This window comes from Streptomyces sp. F001 (assembly GCF_004187715.1).
GTDB lineage: Bacteria > Actinomycetota > Actinomycetes > Streptomycetales > Streptomycetaceae > Streptomyces > Streptomyces flavusporus.
In genome coordinates this window covers 84,132-106,568 of record NZ_QZWF01000020.1, presented here as the reverse complement: position 1 = coordinate 106,568, position 22,437 = coordinate 84,132, and the positions used below count along the sequence as shown (strand labels likewise).

Genomic DNA, 22,437 nt, shown 5'->3' with positions numbered 1-22,437 from the left:
ATGTGAAGAGCTGAGCGCAGTTCACCGACGTGTCCGAGCTGCTGTCGATGAACTGGAGACCACCAGCGTTGGTGTTGGTGTTCACGTCGTCCGCCACCTGGGTGCCCGTGATCTTGACCTCGTCCGCCGAGCACTCCTGGACCTGCTTGTTGTCGAGCTTGACCTTCGGGTCCCCGTTCGCCGTGTGGCCGACGCCAGCACCCAGGAAGCTGACACTGCCGAGCATGGCCACGACGACTGCGGCCTTCTGGTACTTGCGCATTACTTCTCCAATTTCTCGCGTCGACACAGTCCGTGGTGGGCTGGTCACTGACAGGCTTCAACGTAGGGGACGATTCTCTCTTTTTCTACGCGAAACGCCCAAATATGTTCGCCTCCCGAGAAGTGCAAGTCGTGCCTACACCGGGTGGTCGAATCCGGTGGTCACGCCCAGTCAACTGCCGTTCGGACAGTCGCTGTCCGAATCGAGCATCGACCTCCTCTTTGGGCACCGACTGGCTCCTTCACGTGGCGCCACCGCACCTGGCCGAGACCCGAGCCACGGCGGGCGACCGCCCGACAGGAGACTCGGGCCGGTCCCTATGGCCCCCAACAACGCCTGGTTCGGGGGCGCGCAGCTCTGCCGGACGGCTGCGGTGACAGGAGGAGAAGACCGTCAGCGGGGCCGCTCTCGCGGCGGCGGCCACCAGCGCATCCGAGAGTCCCGGAACCTCCGCGCGCCGGCACTCTCCTCATGCTTTCGCTGAACCCGCGTCAGCTCACGAGTACCGGTAGATCTGGCCTACGTCTTCCAGCTCGTCCGGTGTCACGTCCCACGGCGGTAGCGGCTCGTGCCGGGCCACGATCCGGCCGTGCTGCTTGTCGTGGGGGCCCGGCGGTGTCGCGGGAAGGTAGCGGGCGCCGCGGTGCCGGTGCTGCCAGCGGTGCCACTGCAGGTCGACGAAGGCGTGGAGCAGCCAGAAGACAGGGTCGTTGACGGAGGCGGCGCCGAGCATGGTCCCGCCAACCCAGCGGTGCACGCGGTTGTGGTTGCGCCAGGAGGTGCTGCCCCGGCCGGTGCTCCACCCCTCCAGCTTGTTGCGGAACCCTCGCGTGACCGTCGAGTCCCAGGGCGACACGTCGTAAGCGGGGTCCTTCAGCGCCCACTCCAGATCCGTCTTCGTGGGCAGGTCGATCGGGGCGCGGGGGCGGCCGAAGTCCCGGGTGAGGAACGGGGCGTCGGTCACGCCCACCTTGATGGTCCAGTTGCCCTCCCGATAGGCGAACGGACCGGTCATCACCTGGTGGTCGGAGCGGCGCCCGTTGCCGCCGAGGAGGTCCGCCGTCCAGGGTGCGGAGGTGGTCGTGCGGTCGCGCGTCCAGTCCCAGTACGGCACCGTCACCGACGAGTCCACCCGGCGCAGCGCCTCCTCCAGATCGAGCAGAAAGCGGCGGTGCCAGGGCAGAAAGGAGGGCGCCATGTGCGCGGCGCGCAGTCCTTTTTCACCGTCGGAGGAGAAGTACGCGATGTGCATCCGCACGAACTCGTCGTACTCTCCCCGCCGTTTGAGCTCAAGCAGCGCGTTGACGAACCGGTGCTTCTCGGCCCTGGTGAGCGTGCCGGCGTCCTTACGCACGTACGCCATGCGGGTGCCCCATGTGCAGGTGTCCGCCGTCCGCCGGTCCCGGAGCCGGCGCGTGCAGCAGCCGACCGGGGCCGAGTTCGTCGACGGTGGCGCGGGCGGCCTCGAGCGGTGTCCGATACGAGCAGTAGTGGTCGACCATGCTCAGCCAGGTGCCGTCGGCGCGGCGCATCAGATGCAGGGGGCGGCCGTCCACGGTGACGTGCCACCGGCCGCCCTCGGCGGCGCTGCGCGCCGGGATCCACACACCGCGGATGCGGCGACCGCGGTAGGTCTGAGCGAAGACCGCGTCGCCCGGGGCGTTCCAGGGTCCGGCTCCGGGGCGCCAAGGCCGGAAGACGGCGACCGCCGAGGCCAGGGCGGCGGTGAGCGCGCAGGCGCGCAGGCCAAGCGCCAGGTCTCTCCGTGTTGTGCCCGACGGTCCGGGCCGCCCCGGGCCTGGTGTTCCGTCCGCGTCACCCACTGGTGCTCCACCGACGCTGACGACCATGGCTCACTCCTCGTCCGGTTCGGTTGATCCGTAGCGGTAACCGCCGAACGTCCCGCGCGGTCACCGCAGCGCGGCCAGGACAGTGGTCACCGGCCGCCGTTCCGGTGACATGGAGCGTCTTTTCCCATGGCCGTGCATACGGAAGGACGGCCCCCGAACACCACCGAGGGCCGACTCCGTACGGTGGGACTGAGCCCTACATCCACAGATTGCCGCGCAGCGGCTTGGCCTCGTTCAGTGCGGCCGCGGCCTCCTTCACCGTGGGGATCAGCGACTTGTCGCCCGTGGCGCTCGCCTCGAGGGGGATCTTGGTCTTCACGCCGCCGCTGAGATCGGTGGCCGCCAGGTCAGGGGCGCTCTGGGCGGCGGGAGCCTGCGGAGCGCTCTGAGCAGCCGGAGCCTGCGGAGCACTCTGGGCAGCGGGGGCCTGCGGAGCGCTCTGAGCCGCCGGAGCCTGCGGAGCACCCTGACCAGCCGGAGCCTGGTACGGAGCCGACTGCCCGGCAGGAGCCTGCGGAGCACCCTGACCAGCGGGGGCCTGGTACGGAGCCGCCGGAGCCTGCGGAGCACCCTGACCAGCCGGAGCCTGCGGAGCGCTCTGACCAGCCGGAGCCTGGTACGGAACCGGCTGACCGACCGGAGCCTGCGGAGCACCCTGACCAGCGGGGGCCTGGTACGGAGCCGCCGGAGCCTGCGGAGCGCTCTGACCAGCCGGAGCCTGGTACGGAACCGGCTGACCGACCGGAGCCTGCGGAGCACCCTGACCGGTGGGAGCCAGGTCGGGGGCGCTGTGGCCGGTGGGCGCCAGGCCGGGGGTGGTCTGGGCCGGGGCGTTGTGGGCGAACGCGGGTGTGGCGGAACCGGCAACGATCAAGGACCCGGCAACGACGGCGGCGGCCTTCAGAGACTTCATCGGTTTCCTTTCATCGGCAACGCAGGTCGCCGGTGGGGATTCTGTCGCCGTGCCTAACGAGCCCTGGCCTGGGCGGAAACCGGAGGTGCCGAAGATTGCCGATACCTCATATGAAATCTCTGAAAGACCTGACCCTTGATGGGGAGCCGGCCGGAAGAATGCCGGTACAGGGGCGGGAGGACAACAGTCGTGGTGCCGCGCCCTAAAGCCGGCACCACGATTGGACGGGCGAGAGGTCGTGTCGTACGGCGCTCACGGGGTCGTCAGAAGCACCTGCGTGGTCGCGGAGGACGTGACGGCCGGCGCCGCAGGCACCGACGTCGACGGCAATGTACTGGGCAGCGTCGACACAGCGGGCGGGTCCGTCTCCAGCAGGACCAGCTCGTCGATGAGGTCTTCGACCTCGGTCAGCAGGTCGTCGACCCGTGAAAGCACGTCGTCGAGCTCGTCCGAGTTCGCCTCCAGGAGGTCGTCGATGGCCTCCTCCATATCGTCCGGCTGGTCATCCGACTCCCCGCCCAACTCTGCGTCCAGCTCGTCATCCAGCAGGTCGTCCAAGTCGTCGTCCAGCTCGACCAGCTCGACCAGCTCGTCCCACTCGTCGTCCGCAAGGTCAGCGGCGCGCCGCTCGGGCACTCTCAGCTCGGTGTAGAGAGGGGCGGGAGCCCTGTCGGCCACTCTGTCCAGGGCGCGCTTCGCAGCCGCTCCCAGTTTCCTGGCCTCGGCGGCGGGCAGTCGGCCGTTGTCTGCCTCGAGCACGGCCTTCAGCAGGTCGGCGACCGGGGCGAGTTCCCCCCTGTTGTAGGCCCTGACCTGCGCGATACGCACGTCCGCACCGCGGAGTCGCGCATCGGGCGACGACGCACGGCGGTGCTCGCGGGTCGAGTCGGCCGCCAAGGCGGCGGGGCCGGTGATCCCGACCAGGAGGGCGGCACACAGTGCACTGGTCGCCATGCGCCGTGCGGGCAGAGCACCCATGGGAGTTCCTTTCGGCAGGGGTTGGATCTTGAACCCACACTGAGAGCGCCCGTGACGGTCTGCAACCGTTCATAGGCTTTTAGTGATTCGGCGTTCACCCTGCCGCCGCGCCCCGCCTGATCAGACGGGGCGCCGGCCGACTGCGCCAGGCCGCCCGGACTTCACCATTCCGACACACTTGTCAGATTTCATCGATATTCGACGTCTTTGTCCGTTTGGTGACTAGAGTTGCAAACTGCCTGACGCACCCTCAGGGCGGACACACCCCACTCGTTCCGCCGCTGCCACCGCCACCTGTTCCGAAAGGGCACCGACGGTCATGCGCCATTCCCTGGGTCCGCTGCTTCGCTGTGCGACCGTAGGTACCTTCGCTCTTGCCCTGACATGGGCGGCCGGCGGCTCCCTCGCTGCCGCACCGGAGGCGGAGAACATCGTGTTCGCCCAGCGCTACAGCGCACTCCAGCACGGCGGCCTCGTCCGCGCGGCGAACGTCTCCATCACCTGCCACACCTCACCTTCGTGCCCGACCGTCCAGCAGGGCGGAGCCGGCGTGAACGGCGACTTCGACATGTTCTACGTCGACGTCGACCGCGACCCGAACACCTACAACTCCTCCCGCGCGGAGGTCCGTCTGCCCAAGGACTCGCGGGTGACGTACGCGCGTCTTTACTGGGGCGGCAACCTGCGCGTGGGCGAACAGAAGCCGCCGGAGGACAACGAGCGGGTGCTGATCGCCGAACCCGGCGGGGAGTACCAGGAGCTCCGCGCGGACACGGTCGTAGGACACCGAGTGGCAGACGGCGCGGACGCCTTCCAGGCCTCGGCGGACGTCACACGGCTGGTGCGGGAGTCCGGGCCGGGCCTGTACACCGTGGCGCAGATCAACGTGGCCATGGGTAAGTCGGCGGCCGGGGCATGGGGCGGCTGGACGCTGGTGGTGGCGTACGAGAACTCGGCGGAGCCGCTGCGTCACCTCGCGGTCTGGGACGGCTTCGTGCCGCTGAACTCCGGCTCGGGACAAGAGATCCAGCTGCGCGATCTGCGCTTTGCGGCGGGCGCGGGGGGCCGCTCGGGCCTGGTGGCGTACAACGGCGACCGAGGCGCCACCGGCGACTCGCTCACCGTGACCAACGGGTCTGCCTCCATCGCCCTCAGCGACCCCGCCAACCCCCAGGACGACGTCCTGAACTCCACCATCAGCGAGCCCGGAGACGCTGCGTCGCGGGTGCCCGCGCACGCCAACACCCTCGGCTACGACTCCGACGTGTTCGACCTCGGCAGAGTCCTGCAGAACGCCGGTGACCAGTTGACCTTCCGGCTCCGGTCCCAGCAGGACGCGGTGTGGGCCGGTGTGCTCTTCGCCGCTGTCGACGCCCAGCAGTGAACCCGTTGCCGCCCGCCCCGAGCGCCTTCGTGAGCGAGGAAGCCGCGCACATGCATGTGTCACCCCCCAACACTCGGCCGCGGATCCTGCACCTGACCCAACCGGTGGACGGCGGGGTCGCCCGCGTGGTGACGGACCTGGCCCGGGCACAGCTGGCGGACGGCCTCGACGTCGCCGTGGCCTGCCCCGACAGCCCACTCACCGCCGAACTGCGGGCGCTCGGCGCGAACGTACGGCACTGGCACGCGACGCGGTCGCCGGGGCCGTCGCTCGTGCGGGAAGTACGGCGTCTGGCCCGGGTGATCGACGAGGTGCGGCCCGATCTCGTGCACGCGCACAGCGCGAAGGCCGGGCTCGCCGGGCGGCTCGTGGTGCGCGGGCGGATTCCGACCGTCTTCCAGCCGCACGCCTGGTCGTTCGAGGCGGTCGACGGGGGCACCGCGGCCCTGGCTCTCAAGTGGGAGCGATGGGCGGCGCGTTGGGCCGCGCGGGTGGTGTGTGTGAGCGAGGCGGAACGCGCGACCGGCGTGCGCTCGGGGATCACCGGCCGGTGGACCGTCGTCCCCAACGGCATCGATCCCGAGCGCTTCCACCCGGCCGACACCGGCACCGTGCGGGCCGGGCTCGCCCCGCTCGCCGGCATCAACCCGGCAACACCGCTCGCGGTCTGCGTGGGGCGGCTGTGCCGACAGAAGGGGCAGGACGTTCTGCTACGGGCGTGGGGCGCCGTCGTGCGCAGGGTGCCCGACGCCCGCCTCGTCCTGGTCGGCGACGGCCCGGACCACGACCTGCTGCGTGAACGCGCCCCGGAGTCCGTGCTGTTCGCGGGAGCCGTCGCCGACGCCTCCCCCTGGTACCAGGCCGCCGACCTCGTCGTTCTGCCGTCCCGCTGGGAGGGCATGGCGCTGGCCCCGCTGGAGGCGATGGCCTGCGCGCGGCCCGTGGTGGTCACGGACGTCGACGGCGCCCGCGAGAGCCTGCCGCCCTCCTTCGCCGCCCGGTGCCTGGTCCCGCCGGAGAAACCGGCGGCGCTGGCCGGGGCCGTCAGCGAGCTGCTGCTCGACCCGCTGCTGCGCGCGTCGCTCGGCGACCGCGGCCGCCGGCACGTACTCACCACCCACGACGTACGGCACACCACCGAGGCGCTCGCGGACGTCTACCGCGACCTGCTCGGCACCCGGCCCGCCGCCCGAAGCGCGCGCCCCTCCCACGCGGTCGAGCCCCCCGAGGCCCACGGCGCTGAGCACGGTCAGCCGCCCGGCACGGGCCGTGGCGCCGAGGTGAACCAGACGACACAGCGCGTCGAGCCCATCAAGTACAGGGAGTCCAGTCACTCGTGACCGCCGAACGTACCGTGCCCTCCCCCGGCCTTCCGCCACGGGACCACGGATTCTCACCAGTTTCGGTCCTGCCGCCGCGCGGCACCGCCACCGGTTTCCGGTTCCCCGTCCCGCGCCGCCCGGCCCGGACGGCCTCACCGGTCCCACTGCTCGTCGCGGACGGCGTCGCCGCCCTGTCGAGCACGCTGGCACTCACCGAGGCCCAGCGTCATCCGCTACTTGTCACCCTGCTGGTCGTCGCGTCGCTGCTGCTGCGCCCGCGCGACGGCCGGCCGCCGGTGCCGGTACTGCTGGAGGAACTGCCCGCCGTGTGCGGCCGTATCGCGGTGGCCTGGCTGGCACTCGCGGCGCTCTGGGCGGCGTACCGACCGGAACACGCGTTGTCCGTCGGCACCGTGCTGACGGGCCTGGCCCTGCAGGCGGCGGTCGGCTGTGCGCTGCGCGGAGCCGTGCACGGGCGGCGGCGCGCCGCGCTGCTGCGCCACCCGCACACCGCGCTCGTGATCGGCCCGGTGACGACCGCGCAGCGCGTGGCCGCCGCCGTGCTGCGCCACCCGCGGTGCGGTGTACGGCCGGTGGGGATCGTCGCCGAGCAGCCGGACGGCACCGAGGGCCTGCCCGTGCTGACGACCGGCGAGGAGGTCGAGCGTGCGGTCATCCAGAACGGGGTGCGGGCCGTGCTGGCCGTTCACCCCTCCGTACGCACCGAACAGGGGCCGCTGCTGCGGGCGCTGGCCGAGTCGGGCTGCGTGGTCTGGGAGGTCGACGCCGACTCCCCGTCGTACGCGACGAAGGAACGGCTGGCCGGGTTCTCCTGCCGGCGTCTGGACATGTCCCCGGTACGCCGCGGCGGTGTGGGCAAGCGGGCGCTCGACATTCTCGTGTCGGGAACGCTGTTGCTGCTGGTCAGCCCGCTGCTTCTGGCGTGCGCGGTGGCGCTGCGGATCAGCGACGGGCCGGGCGTGGTGTTCCGGCAGGAACGTATCGGGAAGAACGGAAAGCCGTTCACGCTGCTGAAGTTCCGTACCCACCGCCCGGTCGACGAGCACGAGTCGGCGACCCGGTGGAGCGTGGCGAACGAGATCGAGATGCGCTGGTTCTGCCGAACGCTGCGGCGCACCTCGCTCGACGAGCTGCTCCAGCTGTGGAACGTGCTCCGGGGCGACATGAGCCTGGTCGGGCCGCGGCCCGAACGTCCCTTCTTCGTCGCCCAGTTCAGCCAGGCCTACCCCGGTTACGCGGTCCGCCACCGTATGCGGACCGGCATCACCGGCCTCGCCCAGATCAACGGGCTGCGCGGCGACACCTCGATCGAGGACCGCTGCCGGTTCGACAACGCCTACATCGACGACTGGTCGCTGTGGCAGGACATCTGCATCCTGCTGCGCACCGCGGCCACGCTGGTGCGCCCGACGGGGGGCTGAGCGACGTGAGCCACGCCCTGACATCGCTCCCGGGCCGGGCCGGCGCGCTGACGCCGGTCCTGCCCGTGGTGGCCGTGCCCGCCCTGCTGGCCCTGCCGCTGACGCCGGACGGAGCGGGGCCCGCCGACGTGGCCTCCGGGCTGGCGGTGGTGTACTGCGTGGTCCGTCTCCTGCGCGAACGGCGGCGCCCGCTGTCGCCCGTCGCGGCCGTGGTGCTGGGCCTGCCGGTCGTGGGGCTCGCGTTCGCCGCCATGGGAGCGTCCTCGCCCCAGGCCGGGCTCACCGGCCTGGGGCGCTATCTGCAGATCTTCGTGCTCGTCCCGGCAGCCGTGCTGCTGCTGATCCGCGACCGGGCCCACTTCCGGCTGGTGGCCTGGTCGTTCGCGGGGCTCGCGCTGTGGCAGGGGGCCGTGGGCGTGCACCAGTACGTCACCCGGACCGGCGCCTCCTACCAGGGCGAGAACATCCGGGCCGTCGGCACCTTCGGGTCGCATGACGTGATGGGCATGGCCATGGTCGTCTCGCTCGGCCTGGTGTGCGCGGTCGGGATCGCGCTGGGCCCGGCGTCCGTACGGCAGCGGGCAGCCGCCGCCGGGTGCGCGCTGGCCCTGCTGCTGCCGCTCGCGCTCTCCTTCAGCCGGGGCGCCTGGATCGCGACCGCTCTGGCGTGTTCCGTGCAGCTGGCGCTGACCGGGCTGCGGCGCGCGCTGAAGGTGGCGGCGGCCGCGGTCGCCGCCGGCGTGATCCTGGTGGGCGGGTTCGGCGTCGGCACGGCGCTGCTGCAGCAGCGGATCGACAGCATCGCGCAGGTCACCGACGCCCCCGACCAGTCGGTCGTCGACCGGTACACGCTGTGGGCGTCCGCGACCGGCATGTGGCGCCAGCAGCCGCTGACCGGTGTCGGTATGAAGGGCTTTCCCGAGTACCGGGACAGGCACGCCACCCTGGCGCTGTCGTCGGGCAGCGAGATCGCGGGCGCGGGCACGGCGTACCAGCGGCAGCCGTTGCTGTCGCCGCACAACATGTACCTGCTGCTGCTGAGCGAACAGGGCCTGGTCGGGCTGCTCGCGCTCACCGGGAGCTGGCTGGCACTGCTGGTGTGCGGCCTGCGCCGGCTGCTGCGCGTGCGCGACCGGGGACCGGGACTCGACTGCGCACTGGTCGGCTGCGGGCTGCTGGTCTGGCTGCTGACCGACTTCGTGTACGGGGACATCGGCGGCCCCTCGACCGTCCTGACCGCCGTGGCCCTGGGGCTCGTGGCGTGGTGGGCGCTGGCCGGTGACCAGCGGGTGGACGGCGTGCCACGGGGCGGGGTTCGCGAGCGCGTCGAGGAGGCCGTGGCGCGATGACGGTGACGCCCTCGCAGAGCCGCGGCCCCGCAACCGACGGCGCGGCGACCGTACCCGCGGCGCGTGCCGCCACCACGGCCGGGGACGGCGCCGACCCGGCGTCGTCCTCCCGGAGGTTTCTCGCCCGGGCCGCGCTCGTCACGGCGTCCCTGTCCATCGCCGGCTCACTGCTCGGCCTGGTGCGCGACCAGTCACTGGCGCGGCTGTTCGGCGCCGGGAGCGACACGGACGCCTTCCTGGTCGCGTGGACCGTGCCGGAGTTCGCCGCCACGCTGCTCATCGAGGACGGGCTGGCGCTGGTGCTGATCCCGGCGTTCAGCATGGCGCTGGCCCGCCGTGCCCGGGGCGCCCCGGACGACCCCGTCCGCGCTCTGGTGGCCGCCACCCTGCCCCGCCTGTGCCTCGCACTCGCCGCCGTGGCCGCGCTGGTCGCAGGCGTTGCTCCCTACCTGGTCCAGGCCCTGGCACCCGGTCTGCCCGACCCCCGCCTCGCCGCCGACTGCACCCGGCTCACGGCGACCTGCGTGCTGGCCTTCGGGCTCGCCGGGTACTGCAGCGCCGCCCTGCGGGCACACCGCCGCTTCCTCGCGCCCGCGGCGATCTACGTCGCCTACAACTCCGGCATCATCGCCGCGATGTTCCTGCTCGGCGGACGCTGGGGCGTGCGCTCCGCGGCGATCGGCGTCGCGGCGGGCGGCCTTCTGATGGTGGCGGTGCAACTACCGTCGCTGTGGCGGCAGTTGGCGTCGCGCAAGCCGACCCCTGGCGGGGGCCGGGCTGAGGTCGAGGAACGGCCGATGCAACTCGCCCTGGTCGCCGCCGTACTGCTCTTCGCGCTGTGCCGCCAGTCGCAGGTCCTCGTCGAACGCTTCCTCGCCTCCTCCCTGCCCGCCGGGTCCATCTCGCACCTGAACTACGCGCAGAAGGTCGCCCAGCTCCCCATGACGCTGTCGCTGATGCTGTGCACCGTCACGTTCCCGGTGGTGGCGCGGGCGCTCGCGGACGGCGACACCGAACGGGCCCGCAGCCGCGTCGAGCGGGATCTGACGCTGGCCTCCTGTGTGGTGCTGCTGGGCATGTGCGCGGTGATCGCCTGTGCCCCGCAGATGATCGAACTGCTCTTCCAGCGGGGCGCGTTCACCGCGAGCGACACCGCGGCGACGGCGGACGTCATGCGCGTGTACGCCGTCGGGCTGCTCGGCCAGACCCTGGTCGGCGCCCTGGTCCGCTCGTACTTCTCGGCGGGCCGGCCAAGCTGGTACCCCGTCGCCGTGATGACCGTGGGCATCGCCGTGACGTCCTCGATCGGCGCTGCAACCGTGGGCCCCTGGGGCGTGGAGGGGATCGCCGCGGCCAACGCCATCGGCATCACCATCACCGCCGCCCTGCTCCTCGCCGGCCTGCGCACGGCCCGGCGCAGCAGCCCCCACTCCGTCTCGATCCGCCTCCCGAAGGTCCTGGCCGAGCTGAGCAGACCGGTGCTCGCCGCGGTCGTCGCCACCGCCGCCGGGGCGTTCGTCGCGAGCCGGCCCGAGTCCCCGGTGGCGGGTCTCGCGGCGGGCTGCCTGACCGTGACCGCCGTCTTCGTCCCGCTCACCTGCTTCGCATCCGCACTGCGCTCCGTACGCACCGTCACACGAAGGCTCACACATGGTCGCTTCCATTGATTCCCTCGACACCGGCAGAATCCCCGCCCCGCGCCCCGGCCCGGTCCCGTGGGTGGCGATGTACCACTCGGTGGGCGACTGCTCGGACGACCCCTACCGCATCACGGTCACGCCCGAACGGCTCGACAGACAGCTGGCCTGGCTGCACCGGCGCGGACTGCGCGGCGTGTCCGTGGCCGAGCTGCTCGCCGCCCGGTCCCGGGGCCGGCAGCGGGGACTGGTCGGGCTCACCTTCGACGACGGGTACGCCGACTTCGTCACCGACGCCCTGCCGCTGCTGCGCCGTTGGAACTGCGGCGCCACCCTCTTCGTCCTGCCCGGCCGGCTCGGCGGCGACAACGCCTGGGACCCGCTCGGCCCGCGCAAGCCACTGCTGACCGCGGACGGCATCCGGCGCGCGGCCGCCGAGGGCGTGGAGATCGGCTCGCACGGGCTGACCCACGTCGACCTCACCAAGGCGGACGACCTCGCTCTGAAGACCGAGGTGGTCGAAAGCCGCGCGCTGATCGCGGAGTTGACCGGCGCCCGGGTCGACGGCTTCTGCTACCCGTACGGCACGGTCGACGCCCGCGCCGTCGCGGCCGTACGGGAAGCGGGATACGCCTACGCCTGCGCCATCGACCCCGGCCCGCTGACCGGTCCGCACGCCCTGCCGCGGGTGCACGTCGGCCAGAACGACACGGGCTGGCGCCTGCACCTCAAGCACCGGCTGCACCGGCTGCGCCGCCGCCCGGTGGAGGGCCTGTGAGATGAAGGCTCTGCACATCATCACCGGCCTCGGCGTCGGCGGCGCCGAACAGCAACTGCGCCTGCTGCTGCGCCATCTGCCCGTCGACTGCGACGTCGTGACGCTCACCAACCCCGGTGCGGTCGCCGAAGGCCTCGCCGCCGACGGCGTCCGCGTCGTGCACATCGGTATGGACGGCAACCGCGACCTGACCGCCCTCCCGCGCCTGGCCCGGGTGATCCGCGCAGGCCGCTACGACCTGGTGCACACGCACCTGTACCGGGCCTGCGTCTACGGCCGGCCCGCCGCACGCCTCGCGGGGGTCCGCGCAGTCGTCGCCACCGAACACTCCCTGGGCGACTCGCAGATGGAGGGCCGCAGGCTGACGCCAGGCGTACGCGCGCTGTATCTCGCCAGCGAGCGGCTCGGCTCGGCGACGGTCGCCGTCTCCGCGACGGTGGCCGACCGCCTGAAGCGCTGGGGCGTGCCCGCGCCCCGCATCGAGGTCGTCCCGAACGGCATCGACGTGGACCGCTTCCGCTTCGATGCGGAGCGGCGCGAGCGCACCCGCCGACGCCTGGGCCTGCCGGAGGACGCGTACGTCACCGGCGGCGTCGGCCGGCTCGCCCGGGGGAAGCGGTTCGACGTCCTCGTCCACGCACTCACCCGGCTCCCGGAGGACCACTGGCTGCTGCTGGTGGGCGGCGGCCCCGACGAGCCCATCCTGCGCCGCACGGCCCACGAGGCCGGCGTGGCCCACCGCGTCCTGTTCACCGGCGAACGCCCCTACGTCCCCGACGGCTCCCCCGGCCCCGATCTGCCCTCGCTCACCTCCGCGATGGACCTGCTCGCCTCCCCGTCCATGGAGGAGTCCTTCGGCCTCGCGGCCGTGGAGGCACTGGCGTCCGGCCTGCCCGTGCTCTACGCCTCCTGCCCGGCGATCGAGGACCTGCCGCCGTCGGCCGCCGCCGGCGCCCGGCGGGTGCGCGGCGGCTCCGAGGCGTATGCCCGCGCGATCGCCGAGGTCCGCGCGGCGGGACCCCGGCCGCGTACGGCACCGGAGGTCACGCACCGCTACAGCATCACCCGCAGCGCAGCCCGCCTCATGGACGTGTATGCGGCCGCGCTCTCCAGTTCGTCGTCCCTCTCACCTCTGGGAGCCAGCCCGTCATGACCACCACTCCGATCCGTCAGCGCCTGTCCCCGGCCCGTCTCAGGAAGCTGCCGTCCTGGTCCGTGCTCGCGGCCGGCACCCTTCTCGGAGGCCTGCTCGGCGGCGCTTACGGCCTGGTCACACCCCCCGAGTACACGGCCACCAGCTATGTCATCGCCGTACCGACCGACAAGTCCGGCCCGGACTCCGCCCTCGGTTTCGCGCAGGCGTACGGCCGGGCCGCCACGCAGCTCGCGGTGCTCGGGGACGCACAGGTGTGGGCGCGCGTGCCGGTGCGGACGCTGCAGCACAGCGTCCGCACGGCGACCTCACCGGACGCACCGATGGTGGCCGTCTCGGCCACCTCCTCGCGCCGCGGCCTCGCCGTCGACATGGCCAACGCGGTCTCCCGCGCGCTGACCCGGCACGCGGACGACACCAGCGACAACACCCAGGTCCGGCTCGTGCAGTTCTCGCGCGCGGTGAAGCCGACCGAGCCGACGTCCACGTCGACGGCGGTGACCACTCTGGTGGGCGCGAGCTCGGGCGGGCTGCTGTGCGGACTGGCTCTGCTGGCGCGGCCGAGGCAGACCCGCCGGGACGACGATCCCCTCCCGGCCGCCTCGGTGCCGGGCCCGGCCGCCGCCGCCGATGTGCGCGGACAGCGGTGACGGCGGTGGACCCGATCGAACTCCCGGCGGGTGCCCTACCACCAGTCGAAGCGGAGGCAGAGCTTCCCACCGAGCCAGTGCTCCAGCCAGCTGCCCAGGTCCACCGGCGTGCACTCCTCCTGGGCCGGCGGTTCGGTGGGCGGGACCGGCTCCTGCGTGGGCGGCGTCGCCTCGTCGGTGCCGCCGAAGAAGGACCGGTAGAGGCCGGACGACCTCGGGTTGTCGTCCTCGCACTGCCACACACCGTGGGGGCAGTAGTCGGTCAGCGTGTTGTAGAGCGGCCGGTGCTCGGCGATCCACGCGAGCATGCGCCGCATGTACTCGGCATTGTCGCCGTTGCGGAAGAGTCCCCATTCGGGATACGAGGCGGGTTTTCCGTGGGCCTTCGCGAAATCGACATGGTCCTGAAGCCCGTACGGCTCGTTCACCTGCTGGTCGAACGACTTCCCGGCCGGCTGGTCGTAGGCATCCATGCCGATGATGTCGACGGTGTCGTCCCCCGGATAGCACTCCGTCCAGGGAATGGCGTCCCGGCCACGGCTCGGCGTGAATTCGAACCGGAAGTTCTGGCCCGGCACCGAACGCATGGTGGTGACGATCCTGTTCCAGTACTTCTTCCACGCCCGCGGGTCCGGACCGCAGCGATGGGTGTACGTGGTGCCGTTCATCTCCCAGCCGAGCACCAGGACCGTGTCCGGCACCTCCAGCCGGACCAGCCGCTCGGCGAGGGCACGGAAGTGATGATCGAACTCCCCGGCCGCGCCCCGCCGCAACAGCCGGCGGACCTCCGCGTCGGAGACGCCCTCCTCGTTGCGCTCCTGAAGCGGGACGTTGAGGACGAGCATCCGGTCGTCCTTCTGGTTGCGCCAGTTCGCCCACACGTTGAGGAAGCCGGGGGCGCCCTCGATGTCGCGCCACCTGTTGCCGGGCAGGTAGGTGTGGCCGACGCGGAGCTCGGCACCGCCCAGCCAGTGACTGAACTGCGTCATGCGGGCCACGCCACGGGCGTCGGAGCCGAGGAAGGCACCGAAGGTCAGAGCCTTACTGCCCGCCGAGGGCCCTGGGACCTCGGGTGCGGGAGCCGCCGGGACCGGCGCCGGAGGACGGGCATCGTCGTTCGGCACCACCCTCACCTCCACCGGGGAACCGGACACCAGGACGGCCGACGCGGCTGCGACCGCAACCGCGCCCGCGGCCAGCCAGCGGACCCGGATCCGCTTGTGGTGAGGGGCCATGCTGTTCCTTTCCTCGCTCTCGTCCGGCCTTCCGCCGCAGTCCTGCTTATTGACCAACCGTCACATGAAGTCAGGCACAGGAAACCAAATGGCGCCACTGCCATTGCGGCTTTCGAGTGCTGCACCCGCCCGTGCGGGTGAGCCGATCCGTTAGAAAGTGAGAACTCGTGCCGCTACTCGACCCCCGCGTCCCCGCCGTACTGCTACGAATCGACCGTAATCCTTTTCACCACGGAACACTGGGCGCCGTGCGTTCGCTCGGCAGGGCGGGAGTGGAGGTGCATGTCGTCGCCGATTCAGCGAAAAGTCCCGTCCATGTGTCGCGTTACGTGCGCCAGATGCATCCGCCGCCGCTCCCGGGAGCCACCCCGGACGACATCCTCGGCGTGCTGCGCCGCGTGGCCGACCGGATCGCGCGTCCGGCCGTCCTCGTCCCGATGGACGACGCGTGCGCGATCGCCGTGGCACGGATGCGGAAGGAACTCGCACCCTCCTATCTGCTGCCGACGATGCCGGACACGCTGCCCGAACGCGTGGCCGACAAGGCGGAACTGGCCACCGTGTGCGCGTCCGCGGGCGTCCCGCACCCGGTGACGCTGATCCCGGACAGTGCGGCGCGGGCTGCTGCCGACGCGCGGCGGCTCGGGCTGCCGCTGGTGGCGAAGTGGAGCCGGCCCTGGCTGTTGCCGTCAGGCAGCGGGCTGCGCAGCACGGTGCTGGTGCGCTCCGTGCAGCAGGCCCGGGAACTGTATCTGCGCACCGAGGAGGCGGGCAGTCGGCTGCTGCTGCAGTCGTACCTGCCGCCGGGACCGAACCGGGACTGGTTCTTCCACGGCTACGCCGACCACTCGGGCACGGTGCGCGCGGGCGGACCGGGCCGCAAACGCCTGGACCGGCCGCGGGGAGCGGGGCTGACCGCGGTGGGCTGCTGGACGCCCAACCCGCAGGTGCAGGCGCTGGCCGAGCGGCTCACCGGCGAGTTGGGCTACCGAGGCATCTTCGACCTCGACTTCCGCCGCTGCGGCACGACGGGCAGCTATCACCTGCTCGACTTCAACCCGCGCCCCGGCGCCCAGTTCCGGCTCTTCGCGGACAGCGCGGGACTGGACGTCGTCCGCGCCCTGCATATGGACCTGACGGGCCGTCCGCTGCCGGAGGGGGACCCCGTGGTCGGGCGGGCGTTCGTGGTGGAGAACTACGCGCCCCTCGCGGCGCTGCGTGCGGCGCCGGGCGGGCGCGAACTGGCCTGGTACGCCCGGGACGACCGCGCGCCCGGATGGGCGATGTGGGCCCTGTGGACCCGTCATGTGTCCCGCCGGCTGCGGGAGCGGCTGGGTGCGACGGCGGCGGCACCGGCACCGCGGCCCATCCCCCGGGCGTCCTCGCCCTCCCTGACCGATAACGAGAAAGCGAGCAGTTGATGATGTACGACCTACTGGTGGTGGGCGCAGGCCCGTACGGCCTGTCGATCGCGTCCCACGCCGCGGCCGCCGGGCTGAACCTGCGTGTGTTCGGCCGGCCCATGGCGTCCTGGCGGGACCACATGCCCCGCGGCATGTTCCTGAAGTCGGAGCCCTGGGCGTCCAACCTCTCCGATCCGGCCGGGCGTTGGCGCCTGGACGTCTACTGCGCCGAGCACGGCCTGGAGGCGCGTCACGCGCGGCCGATCCCGGTCGAGGCGTTCGCGTCGTACGGCCTGTGGTTCGCGCGCCATGCCGTACCGGAGGTGGACGAGCGCACGATCACCCGGGTGGCGTCCGGCCCCGGCGGTTTCACGGCGGTCACCGAGGACGGACAGGCGCTGCACGCGCGGGCGGTGGCCCTGGCGGTCGGTGTGATGCCGTTCGTCGAGGTCCCGCAGGCCCTGCGCGGACTGCACCCCTCACTGGTGACGCACAGCAGCCACCACAGCGATCTCGACCGCTTCCGCGGCAAGGACGTCACGGTCATCGGCGGCGGCCAGGCGGCCCTGGAGACCGCGGCGCTGCTCGCCGAACAGGGCACGTCCGTACGGGTGCTGGCGCGGGCCGACGGGCTGCGGTGGAACGACGTGCCGCCGCCCTGGGAGCGCCCCTGGTGGCAGTCGGTCCGCTCACCGCACAGCGGCCTCGGCCCCGGCTGGCGGAACTGGTTCTACTCCGAGCGCCCCGGCCTGTTCCGGCGCCTGCCGGAGTCGACCCGGGCCCGTATCGCGACCACGGCGCTGGGTCCGGCGGGCGCGTGGTGGGTGCGGGACCGGGTGGAAGGCGTGGTGGAGCTGCTGCCGGGTCATGAGGTCACCGCGGCCTGTGCGGTACCGGGCGGCCTACGGCTGGACATGGTGAGCCGGGCGGGCGTCCGGAGCGCCCTGGAGACCGAACATGTCATCGCCGCCACGGGGTTCCGGGCGCGCTGCGACCGGCTCGGACTGCTCTCGCCCGAGCTGCGCGGAACGCTGGCGGCCCTGCCCGACGGCTCCCCGGTGGTCGGGCGCGACTTCGAGTCCTCCCAGCCCGGACTGTTCCTCGCCGGCCTGGTGACCGCTCCCGGCTTCGGCCCGGCCATGCGCTTCGTCCAGGGCGCGTCCTTCACGGCGCAGACCCTCGTCCGCGGGGTACGCCGCCGGCTCAGGACGACCCCGACGGGCGGGACGGTCCCCGTACCGGGAGGCGGCCGCCTGACCGAGTCGCCGTCGCCGGTACGCCGCTGACGAAAGACTGCGAAGCCGCTCGGGGCCGCTGACGACGAGAGAGTCGTCAGCGGCCCCGAGCGGCGTTTCGTCCCCGGACGCGCCTACCGGTGGGAGGTGGCACGGGCGCGGCGGTACACCAGGACCCCGCCCGCGAGCAGTGCGGCACTGGCGGCCGAGGCCGCCATCAGCGCCCCACTGCCGGTCTCGGCCAGCTGGCCCGACTCGCCGAGCTCCACCTCGGCCGGCGGCGCCTGGCGGGCCCGCGGCGTCTCCTTGACCGACGGGGCAGACGGGGTGGGAGTGCTGCGCGTGGGCGTCTCACTCGGCTTCGGAGTGGTGACCTCGTCGGTGCCGTAGCCGTAGTCGCCGGACGAGCAGGAGGTGTCGACCGCCTGGCCGAGGGCCGCGAGCACATCACCGCTGATGCCACACCCGTTCACCGGCACCTCGACCGGCACCTCCAGGCTGTTCCCGGTCAGCACGCCGGAAGCGTCCTTGGCGACCTGTGTCGCGTATACGTCGGTGGTGTCGCCGGAGGCGCCGTACGTGGGCTCGGACGACTTGGCCTTCTTCTTGACCGCCTTGTTGTCCGAGGTGTTGCCGCAGACGTTGCCGAACGCGCCGTTGAGTGCCGCGACCGCATCGACGGTTTTGCCGCACAGGTCCAGCGGCACCTTGACCGGGACCTTCAAGCTGTTCCCGGTCAGCACGCCGGAAGAATCCTCGGCGGCTTCCGCCGCGTTGGTGCCGGCGAGAGCGGAGCTGCCGTACAGGGACAGAATGCCCGTGGCGGCGGCCGCCGCGAACACTCCCCTGCTCAGGGTCTGTCGCAATGTGGTTGTCTTTCCTGCTCGAAGAATTGGGAAAGCCGGCCCTGGAACGGAGATCGACGTCCAAGGCCGGCCTGCTGCCGATCGCCGGGTTCAGCGCAGTGATGAAGTCGACAGAAAAAGCGGCGGCCTCTGCGGCGACGACTGCCTCAACTGAGCACTGTGCTTTCCCCTCTCGTGGCGTCGCATGCCCTACGGCTTCATCAACCCGGCGCCCGGGAATTGGTTGCGCAGGTTCACCCGGTTGGACCGCACCGCATTCGGAAAGACCCGGACATCAGTGGGCGCGGCGCCCTGTGAATTCGCCGCCTGACCGGCTACGACACCACGTCCTTGCGGGCGAAACCCCGGAACGCCAAAGCGAAAAGCACGAGTGCGTATGTAATGGAAATCGCGGTGCCCTGGATCATGCCGGACCACTCAGGGCTGGGCTGGACGGCGTCCGCCCAGGCGAACTGCCAGTGCGCGGGCAGGAAGTGGCGCCAGTCGCCGAGGGCGGTCACCGCGTCGAGGACGTTGCCGACGATGGTCAGGCCGACCGCGCCACCGACCGCGCCCAGGGGGGCGTCGGTCCTGGTCGACAGCCAGAACGCCAGCCCTGCGGTGACCAGTTGCGACACGAAGATGAACGCCACGACCACCACGAGCCGCTGCGCCGCGGTGCCCGCCTCGAGCGCACCGCCGGTGGGTATCTGCAGCGGGCCCCAGCCGTAGGCGGCGCTGCCGACGGCCAGCGCGACGACGGGCAGCAGCACCATCGCGGCCAGGCTCAGGCCGAGCCCGACGACCAGCTTGGACAGAAGCAGCCGGGCCCGCGGCACGGGCGCCGCCAGCAGATAGCGCAGGGACGACCAGCTGGCCTCCGAGGCGACCGTGTCCCCGCAGAACAGGGCCACCGGGACTACCAGCAGGAAGCCCGCGGAGACGAAGAGGTTGACCGCGGCGAAGTTGGCGGCGGACGCGGTCGCCGAGTCCATCAGCGTGATCCGGTCGCCGCCGGCGTCCGGCTCGCCGCCGATCGCGAACGCGACGACCAGCACGAACGGCAGGGCGGCGAGGATGCCGAACATGACCAGCGTGCGGCGCCGTTTCAACTGGCGGACCAGCTCGACCCGGAGGGGCAGCGTACGGCCCGCCCGGTAACCGGAGGCGACCTCGGTGCGCTCGGTGAGCGTGCTCATGCGGAACCTCCGATCAGGGTGAGGAAGGCGTCTTCCAGGCGGCGGTGCGGGCCGACCGACGCGACGGGCACTTCGAGCCGTACGAGTTCGGCGACCAGGCGGACCGGGCTGCCGTCGGCGTCGAGGCGGACGAGGAGTCCGTCGTCGGTGAGGACGGCGGAGGCGACGCCCGGCAGGGCGGCGACCTTCTCGACGACCGGCTCCTCCACGGGCACGGCGGTGCCGACGAGGAGGGTGTCGCCGGAGCCGACGATCTCGCCGACCGGGCCCGCCTGCACGAGCCTGCCCCGGTCCATCACCACGAGATGCGTGCAGGACTGCTCGACCTCCGCGAGGAGGTGGCTGGAGACGATCACCGTACGGCCGGCCGCCGCGTACCGGATCATCACCTCGCGCATCTCGCGGATCTGGGGCGGGTCGAGGCCGTTGGTGGGTTCGTCGAGGATGAGCAGGTCCGGCAGGCCGAGCATGGCCTGCGCGATGGCCAGGCGCTGGCGCATGCCCTGGGAGTACGTGCGCACCGCGCGGGCCAGTGCGTCGCCGAGGCCGGCGATCTCCAACGCCTCGTCCAGGTGGGCGTCCTCGGCCGGGCGGCCGGTGGCCTGCCAGTACAGCTCCAGGTTCTCGCGGCCGGAGAGGTGCGGCAGAAAGCCCGCGCCCTCGACGAAGGCGCCCACCCGGGACAGCACCGGCGCGCCGGGGCGGATGGCGTGGCCGAAGACGCGGATCTCGCCGCCGTCCGGCTTGATCAGGCCCATCAGCATGCGCAGGGTCGTCGTCTTGCCGGCGCCGTTGGGGCCGAGCAGACCGAGCACCTGGCCCTTCTCCACGCGGAAGGACAGGTCCCTGACCGCGTACCGGTCCGCCGACTTCGCGTACCGCTTGCTCAGGTCGGTGATCTGGAGCGGGACGTCGGACAGGGCGGGGTCCGGGGCCGGCGTGGTGGTGCGGCGGCGGGCCGAGAGCAGCAGCGCCAGGGCGATCACGGCGCCGGTCAGCGGCAGCCACCACACCCAGGCCGGCAGCGGGGCGGCGGCGGTCGTGACGGCGGGGGCCGTCGGGATCGTCAGGTCGCTCTTCAGGGAGACGGTGTACGTCGCCGGGGCGGCCGGGGAGGCGTACGCGAGGTCGGTCGAGGCGAGGACCAGGCGCAGCCGGTGGCCCTTGTCGACCTCGTGGTCGATCGCCGGGAGGGTGATCGTCACGTCCTTGCCGGACCTGGTGCCCTCGACCCTGAGGGGGGTCACCAGCTGGGAGGGCAGCACCTGCTGGGTGCCGTCGGCGCCGACGTCGTACACCTTGGCGAACAGGACCGCGTCGTCGCTGCTGGACCGCACGTGGACGGTCACCGTCGGCGATCCGGTGATACGCAGGTCGTCGCCGACGGGCGCCGACTCGAAGCGGGCGTACTGGCCCGGAAAGTCGAGGGACACCCCTACGCCCAGCGAGGACAGCTGGGCGAGGCCGCCGGCGCCGCCGAGGCCGGGCAGGGCGGAGACGGCGGGCGGGCCGGCGCCGGGCGGGTTGTCGAAGGTCTGCTCGCGTCCGGTCAGTTCCACCGAGCGCTGTCCGCTCTCCAGGCCCGGATACGCGTCCGCGCTCGCGCCCCGCAGCAGAGCCTCGCCGTCGGTGGAGTCGACACCTCCGGTGCGGGTGACCCGGAAGGCAGGGCCGGTGTCGGCGCCCTTGTCGTCCTTGAGGTACCGGTCGAACCAGGACTGCACGCGCGCCTGGACGCGGCTCGTCTCCATGTCGCCGCCGTCATGGCCGCCGGCGATCCAGTCGACGTCCACGGGGGCGCCGTTCGCCTTGATGGCCCTGGCCGCCGCGTCGGCCTGGCCGAGCGGGAAGAGGGAGTCGGACTGCCCCTGCACCAGGAGGGTCGGCACCTTGATGCGGTCGCCGACCGCCGACGGCGAGCGGGCCTCGAGCATTTCCCGCGCCTCGGTGTCCGGGGTGCCGGACTCGGCGACCCGCTCGTACATCTCGCACAGCCGCGGCTCGAACTCGGCGCAGCCGCCGCCGGAGTTGACGAAGATCCCGGCCCACAGCTTCTTGAACACGCCGTTCGGGAAGAGGGCGTCCGCGAGGTTCCAGTACGTGACCGCCGGGGCGATGGCGTCCACCCGGTCGTCGTACCCGGCGCCGAGCAGGGAGATCGCACCGCCGTACGACGCTCCCGCCATGCCGACCCGCGGGTCGCCGCTCCTGTCGAGCTGTACCTGGGGCTGCTCGGCCAGCCAGTCGATCAGCCGGGAGACGTCGGCGACCTCGGCATCGGGACCGTTCAGCCCGATCTTCCCGGTCGAGTCGCCGAACCCGCGCGCCGACCAGGTCAGCACCGCGTACCCGTCTGACGCCAGGTTCTCCGCCTGCTGCCGTACGTCGTCCTTGCTGCCGCCGAAGCCGTGCGCCAGCAGGACGGCGGGCCGACGGCCGTCCGAGCCCGAGGTGAAGTACGAGGTGTCGAGGCGCACCCCGTCGCCCATGGCCATCACCCGGTCGGCGCGGCGCACCGCGGGCGCGTCGTCGTCGGCGACGGCCGTCCACGTACCAGCACCGGCGAGCACCACGACCGCGGCCGCGGCCGCGACGATCCGCCGCGGCCGCCGTAGCCCACGCCATGCGGGCAGTCGAAGATCCATGCGTCAACGGTACGGGGCGAACCTGTCGGCTGGTTATCGACCGGAGACCGAACCCCCACCCCTCCCACGGAGGTACGCGCCCTCTCCCACGTACTGCGGCGGTGGTACGCCCGCCCCACCGCCCACCGGGCCGGGCACTGGCGTTCGAGACACCATC

At 72.2% G+C, this 22,437-nt stretch carries 19 protein-coding genes; 10 read left to right on the top strand and 9 right to left on the bottom strand.

Annotated features, from left to right (window positions below; translation table 11 throughout):
- The 5 genes from StrepF001_RS36960 to StrepF001_RS36945 form a co-directional block, all read right to left on the bottom strand.
- On the bottom strand, positions 1–262 hold a 262-nt coding region (locus StrepF001_RS36960), incomplete at its 3' end, for a hypothetical protein (RefSeq protein ID WP_129802544.1).
- A gap of 496 nt (positions 263–758) precedes the next feature.
- A complete protein-coding gene (locus tag StrepF001_RS36955) occupies positions 759–1,625 on the bottom strand; it encodes a tyrosinase family protein (RefSeq protein WP_129802543.1) in 867 nt (288 codons plus the stop codon).
- A complete protein-coding gene (locus tag StrepF001_RS36950) occupies positions 1,609–2,112 on the bottom strand; it encodes a tyrosinase family oxidase copper chaperone (protein WP_129802542.1) in 504 nt (167 codons plus the stop codon). The genes StrepF001_RS36955 and StrepF001_RS36950 overlap by 17 nt, the downstream gene beginning before the upstream one ends.
- Positions 2,113–2,308: 196 nt before the next feature.
- Entirely contained in the window at positions 2,309–2,431 is a 123-nt protein-coding gene (locus StrepF001_RS49740) for a hypothetical protein (protein WP_276322868.1), read from the bottom strand.
- Positions 2,432–3,277: 846 nt separating this feature from the next.
- Positions 3,278–4,003, bottom strand: a complete 726-nt coding sequence (locus StrepF001_RS36945; protein WP_129802541.1) for a hypothetical protein — start codon at positions 4,001–4,003, stop codon at positions 3,278–3,280.
- 319 nt (positions 4,004–4,322) lie between these two features.
- Here StrepF001_RS36945 and StrepF001_RS36940 point away from each other — a divergent pair, with 319 nt between their 5' ends.
- The 8 genes from StrepF001_RS36940 to StrepF001_RS36905 are packed head-to-tail and all read left to right on the top strand — an operon-like array spanning position 4,323 to position 13,718.
- Entirely contained in the window at positions 4,323–5,387 is a 1,065-nt protein-coding gene (locus StrepF001_RS36940; RefSeq protein ID WP_129802540.1) for a DUF3344 domain-containing protein, read from the top strand.
- A gap of 50 nt (positions 5,388–5,437) precedes the next feature.
- Entirely contained in the window at positions 5,438–6,727 is a 1,290-nt protein-coding gene (locus StrepF001_RS36935) for a glycosyltransferase family 4 protein (RefSeq protein ID WP_129802539.1), read from the top strand.
- Positions 6,724–8,151, top strand: coding sequence for an exopolysaccharide biosynthesis polyprenyl glycosylphosphotransferase (locus StrepF001_RS36930; protein ID WP_129802538.1), 1,428 nt, complete (start codon positions 6,724–6,726; stop codon positions 8,149–8,151). Before StrepF001_RS36935 ends, StrepF001_RS36930 begins: the two co-directional genes overlap by 4 nt.
- 5 nt (positions 8,152–8,156) lie before the next feature.
- Positions 8,157–9,500 carry an O-antigen ligase family protein gene (locus StrepF001_RS36925; RefSeq protein ID WP_129802537.1) on the top strand — a complete coding sequence of 448 codons (1,344 nt, stop codon included), beginning with the start codon at positions 8,157–8,159 and terminating at the stop codon, positions 9,498–9,500.
- Positions 9,497–11,167, top strand: a complete 1,671-nt coding sequence (locus tag StrepF001_RS36920) for a lipid II flippase MurJ (RefSeq protein ID WP_129802536.1) — start codon at positions 9,497–9,499, stop codon at positions 11,165–11,167. The genes StrepF001_RS36925 and StrepF001_RS36920 overlap by 4 nt, the downstream gene beginning before the upstream one ends.
- A complete protein-coding gene (locus StrepF001_RS36915) occupies positions 11,151–11,915 on the top strand; it encodes a polysaccharide deacetylase family protein (RefSeq protein WP_129802535.1) in 765 nt (254 codons plus the stop codon). Before StrepF001_RS36920 ends, StrepF001_RS36915 begins: the two co-directional genes overlap by 17 nt.
- A 1-nt stretch (position 11,916) precedes the next feature.
- Positions 11,917–13,068, top strand: a complete 1,152-nt coding sequence (locus StrepF001_RS36910; RefSeq protein ID WP_129802534.1) for a glycosyltransferase — start codon at positions 11,917–11,919, stop codon at positions 13,066–13,068.
- Positions 13,065–13,718 (top strand): lipopolysaccharide biosynthesis protein, encoded by a 654-nt coding sequence (locus tag StrepF001_RS36905; protein WP_129802533.1) that lies wholly within the window; start codon positions 13,065–13,067, stop codon positions 13,716–13,718. The genes StrepF001_RS36910 and StrepF001_RS36905 overlap by 4 nt, the downstream gene beginning before the upstream one ends.
- A gap of 35 nt (positions 13,719–13,753) precedes the next feature.
- Here StrepF001_RS36905 and StrepF001_RS36900 read toward each other — a convergent pair whose 3' ends face one another.
- Entirely contained in the window at positions 13,754–14,953 is a 1,200-nt protein-coding gene (locus StrepF001_RS36900) for a glycosyl hydrolase (RefSeq protein ID WP_129802532.1), read from the bottom strand.
- A 167-nt stretch (positions 14,954–15,120) separates the two neighbouring features.
- Between StrepF001_RS36900 and StrepF001_RS36895 the strand changes: the two genes are divergently transcribed.
- Together StrepF001_RS36895 and StrepF001_RS36890 are read left to right on the top strand one after the other, a co-directional pair.
- Entirely contained in the window at positions 15,121–16,374 is a 1,254-nt protein-coding gene (locus StrepF001_RS36895; RefSeq protein WP_129802531.1) for an ATP-grasp domain-containing protein, read from the top strand.
- A gap of 2 nt (positions 16,375–16,376) precedes the next feature.
- Positions 16,377–17,642: an NAD(P)-binding domain-containing protein gene (locus StrepF001_RS36890; protein ID WP_129802550.1), complete on the top strand. Its 1,266-nt coding sequence runs from the start codon at positions 16,377–16,379 to the stop codon at positions 17,640–17,642.
- An 83-nt stretch (positions 17,643–17,725) separates the two neighbouring features.
- Here the strand turns inward: StrepF001_RS36890 and StrepF001_RS36885 are convergent, their stop codons facing one another.
- The 3 genes from StrepF001_RS36885 to StrepF001_RS36875 all read right to left on the bottom strand — a co-directional run bounded on the left by StrepF001_RS36885 (position 17,726) and on the right by StrepF001_RS36875 (position 22,280).
- Positions 17,726–18,457, bottom strand: coding sequence for a chaplin (locus tag StrepF001_RS36885; RefSeq protein ID WP_129802530.1), 732 nt, complete (start codon positions 18,455–18,457; stop codon positions 17,726–17,728).
- Between the two features lie 314 nt (positions 18,458–18,771).
- Positions 18,772–19,635 (bottom strand): ABC transporter permease, encoded by an 864-nt coding sequence (locus StrepF001_RS36880; protein ID WP_129802529.1) that lies wholly within the window; start codon positions 19,633–19,635, stop codon positions 18,772–18,774.
- The gene (locus StrepF001_RS36875; RefSeq protein WP_165396482.1) at positions 19,632–22,280 is read right to left on the bottom strand and encodes a CocE/NonD family hydrolase; all 2,649 of its coding nucleotides are present in this window, start codon (positions 22,278–22,280) and stop codon (positions 19,632–19,634) included. The genes StrepF001_RS36880 and StrepF001_RS36875 overlap by 4 nt, the downstream gene beginning before the upstream one ends.
- Positions 22,281–22,437 lie beyond the last annotated feature (157 nt).

Bases quoted from the DNA above. Each gene is read 5' to 3' on its own strand.
- StrepF001_RS36955 (WP_129802543.1), bottom strand. From the start codon at position 1,625: ATGGCGTACGTGCGTAAGGACGCCGGCACGCTCACCAGGGCCGAGAAG.
- StrepF001_RS36950 (WP_129802542.1), bottom strand. From the start codon at position 2,112: ATGGTCGTCAGCGTCGGTGGAGCACCAGTGGGTGACGCGGACGGAACA.
- StrepF001_RS36945 (WP_129802541.1), bottom strand. From the start codon at position 4,003: ATGGGTGCTCTGCCCGCACGGCGCATGGCGACCAGTGCACTGTGTGCC.
- StrepF001_RS36940 (WP_129802540.1), top strand. From the start codon at position 4,323: ATGCGCCATTCCCTGGGTCCGCTGCTTCGCTGTGCGACCGTAGGTACC.
- StrepF001_RS36935 (WP_129802539.1), top strand. From the start codon at position 5,438: ATGCATGTGTCACCCCCCAACACTCGGCCGCGGATCCTGCACCTGACC.
- StrepF001_RS36920 (WP_129802536.1), top strand. From the start codon at position 9,497: ATGACGGTGACGCCCTCGCAGAGCCGCGGCCCCGCAACCGACGGCGCG.
- StrepF001_RS36915 (WP_129802535.1), top strand. From the start codon at position 11,151: ATGGTCGCTTCCATTGATTCCCTCGACACCGGCAGAATCCCCGCCCCG.
- StrepF001_RS36910 (WP_129802534.1), top strand. From the start codon at position 11,917: ATGAAGGCTCTGCACATCATCACCGGCCTCGGCGTCGGCGGCGCCGAA.
- StrepF001_RS36905 (WP_129802533.1), top strand. From the start codon at position 13,065: ATGACCACCACTCCGATCCGTCAGCGCCTGTCCCCGGCCCGTCTCAGG.
- StrepF001_RS36900 (WP_129802532.1), bottom strand. From the start codon at position 14,953: ATGGCCCCTCACCACAAGCGGATCCGGGTCCGCTGGCTGGCCGCGGGC.
- StrepF001_RS36890 (WP_129802550.1), top strand. From the start codon at position 16,377: ATGTACGACCTACTGGTGGTGGGCGCAGGCCCGTACGGCCTGTCGATC.
- StrepF001_RS36880 (WP_129802529.1), bottom strand. From the start codon at position 19,635: ATGAGCACGCTCACCGAGCGCACCGAGGTCGCCTCCGGTTACCGGGCG.
- StrepF001_RS36875 (WP_165396482.1), bottom strand. From the start codon at position 22,280: ATGGATCTTCGACTGCCCGCATGGCGTGGGCTACGGCGGCCGCGGCGG.